Source organism: Sediminivirga luteola (assembly GCF_014639315.1).
In the GTDB taxonomy this organism is placed as follows: Bacteria; Actinomycetota; Actinomycetes; order Actinomycetales; family Brevibacteriaceae; genus Sediminivirga; species Sediminivirga luteola.
Genome location: NZ_BMFY01000029.1, coordinates 1 through 8,899, shown reverse-complemented (window position 1 = coordinate 8,899; position 8,899 = coordinate 1). Strand labels below are relative to the sequence as shown.

Genomic DNA, 8,899 nt, shown 5'->3' with positions numbered 1-8,899 from the left:
TGCCGCGAGCTGCCGCCACAGAAGAGAAGATCAATCCCCGCAACTCACATAAGACCTGGACCTAACACCGGGGGCATTCCATGGTGATGGCGTCGAAGTCGGACAACTCGATCATCGTGTCAACCAGGCGGTTCCTGGACCCGTCGTTGTGGTTCTTGGCTGTCTCCCAGTACCGATACAGATCGAGTGGGAAAGACGCCGCTTCGCGCACCCTCGCGGCCCGACACATCTCAAGTGCATCGCGGTAGCGCGCGCCGTCCGGGCGCCCATGCGCCGCTTTGGCGAGTCCGATCCACGCGAACTGATCGAGGTAAATGTGGAGCACGGGACGTCAATTCACAACGAGGCATATTCGAGAGATCGCATCCACAGGCGCGTTCCCTCCCGCCTGAATAGTGCCAAGATCAATTTTCTTCCCTCTTCGCGGGCCAGATCCTGCATGCGTTGCAAGCCGTCGGTCACCTGAGCGGTCCCACTTCAAGCCTCGTCACGCGAATCGGACGCCTCAGAGTTCTCCCCGGCCGGCGCAGCGGCCTCCGGCGCCTCGGACGGCGACTCCTGTTCGGGATCTTCGGGAAACTGCATGTACTCGAACGAAGGAAACGGCGCGTAGGTGCCGACATGGTCATCGGGGTGATTCCAACTTGAGACAAGGTCGATCAGGTAGAGGTACGCGGACCTGGTGACCTGGAGGGCCAGGACGGTTGATTCCACCAGCTCGAACAGGTGGATTCGACTGCGCGCGTCGATGGTGATTCCTGTGTCGTCCAGGAACGCGGCATGGACAATCCGATGCGTTCCGGCATTTCGAAGCGCCTGAGATGGGGCGTACATGCCGTCCCCCTCCATGTCGTACGCGAGTTCAGAGAGCGCGTGCGGAGGCAGCGAGCGCGCCGGACTCTTCGTGAGGCTTGGCCGGACCACTCCGTCCTTGTTCGCCCAGAACTTGCGGAATGAAACTCTTCGCGCTTCGTCGCCGACGCCAAAGTGTTCGTTGGCAACAACGGCAGTCTTGTCCAGAACATCTAGCGCTGACCGCTGGGCGAGGAACAGCTTCGAGTACTGGAGTCCGTAAAGCGAGTAGTCGAGCGTCTCGATGTAGTACCCGGTGTCGTCGTCCTTCTGCTGCGGTCCTTCGGCGACTTGCACGTAGCCTTCGTACGCCAACTGACGGGAGACGAGGAAGTCCGACTTCAGGACGTTCATCTCCGCCAGGATCGGCGGCGACATCTCCTCCGGCGAGTTGCCATATAGGATCTCGATTGCGGCGCTGTCCCAATGTGCGTCTTCGGTGCCGAGACCCTCGACGGCGGGTGACAATGCGAGTCGGTACGTCGCAACCCACTGACGATATTCGTCCTCGGGATCGTCCAGGCCATGAACGAGGTGACCCAAGCTGTCCGTGGGCTCAAGGCCGTCCCAGCGGTTGGCCGTGGCTGACCCGGCGAACGCGATCGTGCCATCTCGCAGAGACTGTGCCATCTTCACGTACTTGTCGTAGACCGCGGCGATGTGGCCAGTCTGCCCCACTCGCGTATGGATTCGGCTCAGCAAGAGTTGAGCCAAGTTCCCGGCGGCATTACCGTTCGTCGGATCGGCTTCCAGTGCCCGCAGGTAGAAGTCATATGCTTCGGCCCACCGTCCAGAGTGGTCGAGACTGTTCGCAAGATTGCAGTACGCGGCAGATCGAGTGTGTGGATCAGCCTGCTGGGACGACCCGACATCCAGGAACATTCGCCTCGCGCGTCGAAGCTCGAATCGACTTGACCGGCGGTTTTCTATGAGCGCCGGAAGCCAAACTTCCCGGGGGCCTTCTGGGGGCAAACCGAGATCGCAGGCACCGACGATCGCGTTCGCAACGTTGTAAATGCATTGGAAGTGCAACGGCTCAGTCGGGTCAGTCTCTCCCTGTGCGCGCGAAGCAAGCTCTTGTCCCGCTTGAAGGATCGTCGCGTCGGCGAGGTCTGTTCCCGCGTTGATCACGAGGGAGGAACAGACGAATCGAAGTGCTGATCTCTCTTTGGCTGAGAGAGCGGAGCCATCAATCCCGCCGGCCAGGGTGAGCAGTTCTTGCGCCGCAAAGGCCTTATCCGCGTTTGTCTCGCTGACTAGCAAGAACCGCCGATACCATTCCTCATAAGTCGACATCGGACTACCTTCACGGCCCTTCTTGCCGACGCCGAGCAATGACAGCGCGCCAGCTAGGAAGCCAACTCAACTCTGCACCCGACCGCGGGCGCGATCGCGAACCTGCTGGCGCAGTCTCGCCCGTACCTCGTCATGGATGGTGGTCGACGTCTGTTCCGCAGTCTCGACGGACACCACGAGCGCGTAGCGAACCGTCTTGCCGGCGCGGAGCCGCTGGGCATCGTCCATGCACTCGACGTGGATCGGGAAGGTGCCGTCATCGCCGAACACCATCGTGCGGGTACCCTGCACGATCTCGTGTTGGAGGCTTCCCCGTCTGACCGAGTTGTGTTCGGCATCGATCCGCTCCCCGCCAGCGAGTCGGGTGTCTGGCGTGGCGAAGTAGACCTTGGCACCCCGGTAGCGGTTGAGCTGCCCGACGGTGGGGACCANGGCACCCCGGTAGCGGTTGAGCTGCCCGACGGTGGGGACCATGTAGGCGAGGGTGATGGTGAAGCGGTGCCACTCTGCGCGTGAACGTAGCGAAGGCGGCAGCGGCAGCTCGTAGGTGTGGCGTTGGTCGCGTGCAATTAGTCCCCCGCCGACCAGCACTGCTCTGTTCGTGGCTGCGGTTCCGAGCCGGTCGGTGTCGAGCCGGCCGTAGCCCAGGAGCGCGGTCAGGTGGCGGCGGGCTTGCTGGTTGGTGAGGCCGAGTTCGCGGCGCAGTCGCGCCTCCCATTCGCCCCAACTGCTGGCGTGGGCGAGGAGGGCTCTCACGAGCAGCGGGTGGTACTGCGGGTCCGGCAGCGGCGCGTCTTCGGGATCGTCGGAGCCGGCTTCGAGGATGTCGTACAGGCGGCTGGCTTCGCGGGCCACCAACGCGGTTGCGTTGCTCGTGCCGATGGTGAAGACGGTGTTGTTCGTTGCGCCCGCTCGCCCGGGCGCGGCTACTTGCAGACCTGGCCCGGTGGTTGCTATCTGAGCCAGTTCCACCGCGACGGTCTCCTGCCCGCCCGGCGGTCTGACAGGGCGGGCGTAGAGCGCCCTGCCTCCGATGTGATGGAGGTCGGGCTTGACGGAGCGGTCGACGCCGGGGCCGGTCGCGCCGTAGTGGGCTGGGCCGTCCTGGTGGGTGATGTCCCAGGCGGTGTCCGGCACGTCGACATCGCCCACTCCATCGCTGTGGGTGGCGCCGATGGTCAACGCGTTGAGGGCGTCGCCTGGAGGGAGGATGCCTCGCAGCAGTTCGGCGTCGTAGACGGACCGGAGCACGGCGGATCGTGCCGAATCGGCGGTGCTGATGGCATCGGCCGGGATCGTGAGCGGCCCGAGGTGGTTGCCGGCGCTGACGATGAACAGCAGGTTGTAGGAGTGGGCCAGCCAGTCGAGTAGCCGTCCAACAGGGCTCATCCGGCGCACGAGCGCTCGGGCTTGCGCACCGATGGAGAGGTTGATGATGCGCACGCTCGGCGCGACCGGACCCCGACCGGCCTCTCCTTCGACGATTCGTTTGACCGCGCGGTGCAGCAGATCGGTGAGCAACCGATCCGGGAGGATCTGCTCGTGTCCTGTCATGAACTCGTGGGGTCGCATGATGGGCCGGACATACAGTGGCCGGTCAAGCGGTTCGCCGTCAGCCGAGAGGTCACCGTGGATGATCAGGGAGGCCATCGCGGTGCCGTGGTGGCGCGCGGCCAGCGGGTAGTTCTCGCCGAGCCCGTCGGGGTCGTCGACTACCAGCCGGCCGGCGAGGGCATCGTGGCCGGGAAACGGCAACCCGTCCAGAAGGGCGACCCTAGGCAAACCGTCGGTGCGCTCTCCAGGTGGCAGGCGGACCTCGCTGACCGGTTCTGTGGTCGGTGGTGCGACGCTCATGGGAGTGAACGGGTTGACGAACATGACTTCGTCGGTGGTCAGCAGCCGGATCGACGCGGCCCCGTCAGCCAGGAGCGAGTGAACCTGTTGGATCGGCAGCTCCGCGAGCAGGGCGTGGTAGCTGATCTCGCCGATCTGGGAGCGGTCGAGCACACGGCCGCCACTGCCGGAGATGACCTGCTCGACGTGTCCCTGTGCTGTGGCTCGCAGTGTGGCGTCGCGGCGGTACCACAGCTCGACTTCGACCATCACCGTGCTGACGGACTGACCGACGACGTCGAGTTTCTCCTGCCACTGCTCACGCAGGCCGGTCTCTCGGATGCGATCTTCTGGTCCCCACCGTCGGATCGCGGTGAGCTGCTGGAACGCGTCCTTGAACTTCCCCAAGCCGTAGGCGAACGACGCTGACGGGTCTGCTTGCCAGGCGTTGAACAGGCGCAGGAGTTCGTCGATCGCCTTGGCGTTCGACATCATCAAGTACAGGGAGTGCTGGACGGGCTTGTCCGTGCGGCCGCTCTCGGACTCGGTCATGTGGAAGTCGTCGTCTGGGTCCGATCGGTCTCCGATTAGCTCGGACAAGAACTCCAGTCCGTCGATCTTGTCGATCGCGTTGCGGAAGTCCTTGATGCTGCCGGCGAGGTCGAAGACAACCACCAGAGCCGGGTCGACCTCGTCGGGTGTGTCAGCGGAAAGACGCGCCCGCTCGGCATCGAACGCTGCGCTCAGCTCACCGAACTGCGGCGTCAGCCGCTCTCCCTGGCGACCGGCGTTGGGTTTGGACAAGCGCGGCATGTCCCGGGGCGTTTGTGTGGGCCGATCTACCACCGTTGGCGACCCGAACGCCAGGAGCGGCCGGCGCTCCGCGGTCACCCCGCCGCCTGATCTCGCCTGTGCTCAAGACGTTCCTGGACGATCCGCCGGAGGTTGCTGTCGGGTAGTTCGAGCACGGCTCTACGGCGCACATCCAACGCGAACTCCTCCAGCTCGGAGAAGCTTGCTCCCGCGAGCTTGTCCGCCAGAGTCCGGGGAGCGAATCCGAGGTCGCCACCCAAGCGGGCGGCGAGGCGTTCCAGGAAGCGGGTCGCCTGTGCACGGCTGGGCGGTTCGAGTTCAGCGCGAATCTGGAAGCGTCGCCATGCTGCCCGGTCGAGAAGTTCGCTGTGGTTGGTCGCTCCCACCAGCAGGACGTGCGGGGGAAGCTTGTCGATCTGGAGCAGCAGGGTCGAGACCACCCGCTTGATCTCCCCGGTCTCGTGCTCGTCTGATCTTTCCTTGGCGATGGTGTCGAGTTCGTCGAAGAACAGCACGCAGCGGCGGGTGCGGGCGAACTCGAAGGCGTTGTCGAGCCGTGCGGCGGTCTCGCCCAGGAAGCTTGAGACGACCCCTTCGTAGCGGATGACGTAGAAAGGCAGCATCAGCTCCGAGGCGATGGCCTCGGCGACGCTGGTCTTGCCGTTGCCCGGCGGGCCGGACAGGAGCAGTCGATTCCGGGGTTCGATCCCGTAGCTGCGCAGCAGCTCGGCGCGCTTCTGTTCCTCGATCAGCTCGGTGACGACCCGGTGCGGGACCGGAGCAAGCTCCAGCTCGTCCAGGCGCCGATGAGGAACGATCTCCTGCACCAGGTCACGCATGGCTGCGGCGCGGTCATCACGCGGGGCGCTCTGTCCGGTGGTGGTGATCAGCTCGGACAGGCGGTCGGCGACGAGATGATGCTGGTTGGCTCGCTCCTCAGCGATCACCGCTTCGACGAGTACGCGGAAGCGGTCGCGATCGCCGCGGCGCTCGGCCTCGACGAGGTCCAGAAGTAGGTCCGCACGCGCCATGGTCTGCCTCCCTCAGTCGCCCGCCGTCATTTGCTGCCTACTTTACCGGCGGCGGCTCTGAGGCTAGCGAGCCTCGCCGACACGGCGGCTCGCGTGTGCGCTCGGTCTCCTGGGCGTGTCCGTGGTGGACTTGAGGCATGGATGATGCGTCGCTGCTGATCGACCAGCGTTCGGCCTCCCTGGCTGCCGCCGGGGAGGATGTGCGGGCGTGGGCGAGCGGGCGGCGCGTGTTCGTGTCCAGTCTGATCACCGACATGCCCAACGAGCGGGCCGCGGTGCGGGCAGCGATCGAGTCGGTCGGGGCGACGGCGGTGATGTTCGAGGATCTCGGAGCGCAGGACATCTCGGCCGAAAGGGCCTACCTCTCCGGGGTGCGCAGTTCCGAGATCTACGTGGGCATGTGGGGTGCGCGTTACGGCGTGCGGATGCCAGACGGGTACTCAGCCACGCATGCGGAGTTCTTGGAGGCCGAGCGCAACGGACTGCGGCTGTGCCTGTTCGTCCGTGGCGAGACCAGCGGGGAGATGGACGGTGCGCAGCGCGATCTGATCCAGGGCGCCCGCAACCTGTATACGACGAGCCCCTGGAGTGACCCGGAAGACCTCGGACGGCGAGTGCGGCGTCGTCTGGAAGAGCTGGCGGCGGAGGAGCTGGCGCCGTGGGTGCGGGTGGGCCGGACACTGTTCCGTGCACGCGAGATCACAAACGACGGGAAAACGATCTCGCTCACCGCGGCGGTCCGCAGCGACGCGGTCCATGCTGAGTTGGTGCGGCTGCGGGACAACCGTGCCGGCGGCGTGCCGTTCGCATCCCCTCATACGGCACTGCCGGTGCAGATCGCGGAGCTGTCCACCAGGACCGTCTCGACGATCGGTCACGAGGAACAGTTGAAGTTGGTCATCCAGGAGCAGCGGGGCGCGAACATGCGCGCGTCAATCAACGGAGTATCGGCCGACGAGGTGGACCAGCGGGCGTTGTCCGATGGGCTGTTCGGCACCTCGCTGCTCGGCCAGCAGATGGGGTGGATGGCGCGGCCGATCGATCCCCTGGCACCATTGCGTGGACTGGGCCTGGACGACAGCGTCCTGCGTCCGGTGGCCCGACTTTTGTTCGCTGAGCGGCTGATCACCGACCAGGCCGCGTCCAGGATCGACTCGTTCGCGCTCGGCCCCTCCCACCAGGGCGCGCGGCGCCTGCGGGCTACCTGGACCCCGCCGCAGGTCTATGTAAACCAACCCGACCCAGCACCCATCTCCATCGACGGCACCGTAACGGGCCTGTGATCGAGAGGGGACCTCATGGAATGGACTTGCGAGGTACGGGTCTTGTAGATCGACTGAGTCCGCTCCAGGTTCGCGGATACAGACGGCGTGGGTCTCACTCCTACGGGCGACGTGTCGTGGGCTCATCCCAACTGTGGATGATTCACCTGCCGTGGCGGAAGGCGGTCTTCGCGCGGGCGGCAGCGATCTTCTGTGCGGGCGATTCGTCACCGTGCCTGGGTCCGAGGCGTCGGGCGACGACTTCCTTGGCCCGGGCGCGGATCAGGAGGATCAGGCTGACCGGACCCATGATGGTGAACTTCATCGCGTTCCACACCGACCACAACACGACCAGATGTAACCAGCCTGGCGCACCGTCAGCGAGGGCGTCGGTGCAGATGCTCGCGATCAGCAGGTAAGGCACGGCGAGGAGCATCGCGGGGATGCCCCACTTCAAGTTGGGTCGGAGTCGGATCGCGTCGAGCAGCCGGTTGGTCGGCATGTAGCGGCGCAGGTAGTAGCGGATGTGGGCGCTGAGCGTCCAGATCATGCGGATCATGGCGGGCCTCTCGTCACACGTGTCTCTCCGTCGAGGAGGCAGTACGTGTATGAGCGCCCAAGCTGGGCCGTCGCGAAGGACCCGCAATCGAGGAGAACCTACCTCGGTGTCCACCGTACGCCCGAGCCCGGACACGCGGAACCCACCCGTTCACCGGGCCACACCCAGGTGGCGAGGGTGCCGGACGAGTGAGTGCGCCACGGCACCGTCGCGCACTTGGGCTGGATCGATGACGGTCCCGCGCACGAAGGGGCTTTCCCCTGCGCGACACGGCCTCAGGGGCCGCGACCGATCACCATCAGCATCCATACTTGGAACGGAGGAGTTGTGCGTCGGCACGGCCCGAAGGCACTTCGCGGACCTGGAACAAAGGGGTGCCCGCTGTGATCGAGCGACGTGACATCGACGGTAACGAGTTGTGGTGGCTTGGCGAGGGTCCTGGCGCGCACGCAGACGAGCCGCGGGACAGCGAGACCGTAGCCGCGTCGTTGGCGGGACGGTTCCGCTTCGTTGAGGAGTCCGAGTCGAGCGCCGGTCTTCGGCACCCTCAACTCGGTGCGTTGCATGCGATCTTGGCCTACCGCTCAACCGAAGAGAACGAACCGATCACTGTGGTCATGCCGACCGGCACCGGCAAGACCGAGACGATGCTTGCCGCTTACTGCCATTCGCCGTCTCGGACGCTGGTGGTAGTGCCGTCTGATGCACTTCGGACCCAGATCGCGGAGAAGTTCGCGACGCTTGGGGTTCTACCTGCCGTCGGTGCTGTCGTTGACGACTTCATGTGCCCCGTCGTCCTTGTAGTCAAGAGTGGGCTTCAGACGGTCGACCAGGTGGAGCGCCTTCTGACGCCTGCGAATGTAGTCGTGGCTACGGCACAGGCGCTGAACGCGTGCTCGGAGGAGGCGCGTATACGCCTCGCGCAGTCGTGTCGCCGCTTGTTTGTCGATGAGGCCCACCACCTGGGCGCCCGTACTTGGAAAGAGGTGGTCGACCTCTTCGGCGGCCGCGAGGTCGTGCAGTTCACGGCAACGCCTTACCGCGAGGATGGCCGGCACCTGGGCGGCCGCATCGCATACGCCTACCCCCTGCGGCTAGCGCAAGTTCATGGCTACTTCGCCCGAATCAACTACCACTCAGTGATCGACCTGACTGACCCCGACCGGGCGGTCGGGACTGCCGCACATTTAGGTGACAGTTGGGGGTGTCAGGCCGCGAGGCTCACGGCCGGGTTCATGATGGTCTCGTATTCG

At 65.1% G+C, this 8,899-nt stretch carries 6 protein-coding genes; 2 read left to right on the top strand and 4 right to left on the bottom strand.

Annotation, left to right across the window (positions count from 1 at the left end; genetic code table 11):
- Positions 1–477: 477 nt before the first annotated feature.
- From IEW13_RS17040 to IEW13_RS17030, 3 genes are all read right to left on the bottom strand, one after another.
- Positions 478–2,148 (bottom strand): LA2681 family HEPN domain-containing protein, encoded by a 1,671-nt coding sequence (locus IEW13_RS17040; RefSeq protein ID WP_188552106.1) that lies wholly within the window; start codon positions 2,146–2,148, stop codon positions 478–480.
- 66 nt (positions 2,149–2,214) lie between these two features.
- Positions 2,215–4,002, bottom strand: a complete 1,788-nt coding sequence (locus IEW13_RS17035) for a S8 family peptidase (RefSeq protein WP_444544413.1) — start codon at positions 4,000–4,002, stop codon at positions 2,215–2,217.
- 866 nt (positions 4,003–4,868) lie between these two features.
- The gene (locus tag IEW13_RS17030; RefSeq protein ID WP_188552104.1) at positions 4,869–5,825 is read right to left on the bottom strand and encodes an AAA family ATPase; all 957 of its coding nucleotides are present in this window, start codon (positions 5,823–5,825) and stop codon (positions 4,869–4,871) included.
- A 137-nt stretch (positions 5,826–5,962) separates the two neighbouring features.
- Between IEW13_RS17030 and IEW13_RS17025 the strand changes: the two genes are divergently transcribed.
- A complete protein-coding gene (locus IEW13_RS17025; protein WP_188552103.1) occupies positions 5,963–7,108 on the top strand; it encodes a DUF4062 domain-containing protein in 1,146 nt (381 codons plus the stop codon).
- Positions 7,109–7,250: 142 nt separating this feature from the next.
- Here the strand turns inward: IEW13_RS17025 and IEW13_RS17020 are convergent, their stop codons facing one another.
- Positions 7,251–7,646 (bottom strand): sulfate permease, encoded by a 396-nt coding sequence (locus IEW13_RS17020; RefSeq protein ID WP_229745279.1) that lies wholly within the window; start codon positions 7,644–7,646, stop codon positions 7,251–7,253.
- Between the two features lie 383 nt (positions 7,647–8,029).
- Between IEW13_RS17020 and IEW13_RS17015 the strand changes: the two genes are divergently transcribed.
- The coding region (locus tag IEW13_RS17015) for a DEAD/DEAH box helicase family protein (RefSeq protein WP_188552102.1) at positions 8,030–8,899 on the top strand (870 nt) is incomplete at its 3' end.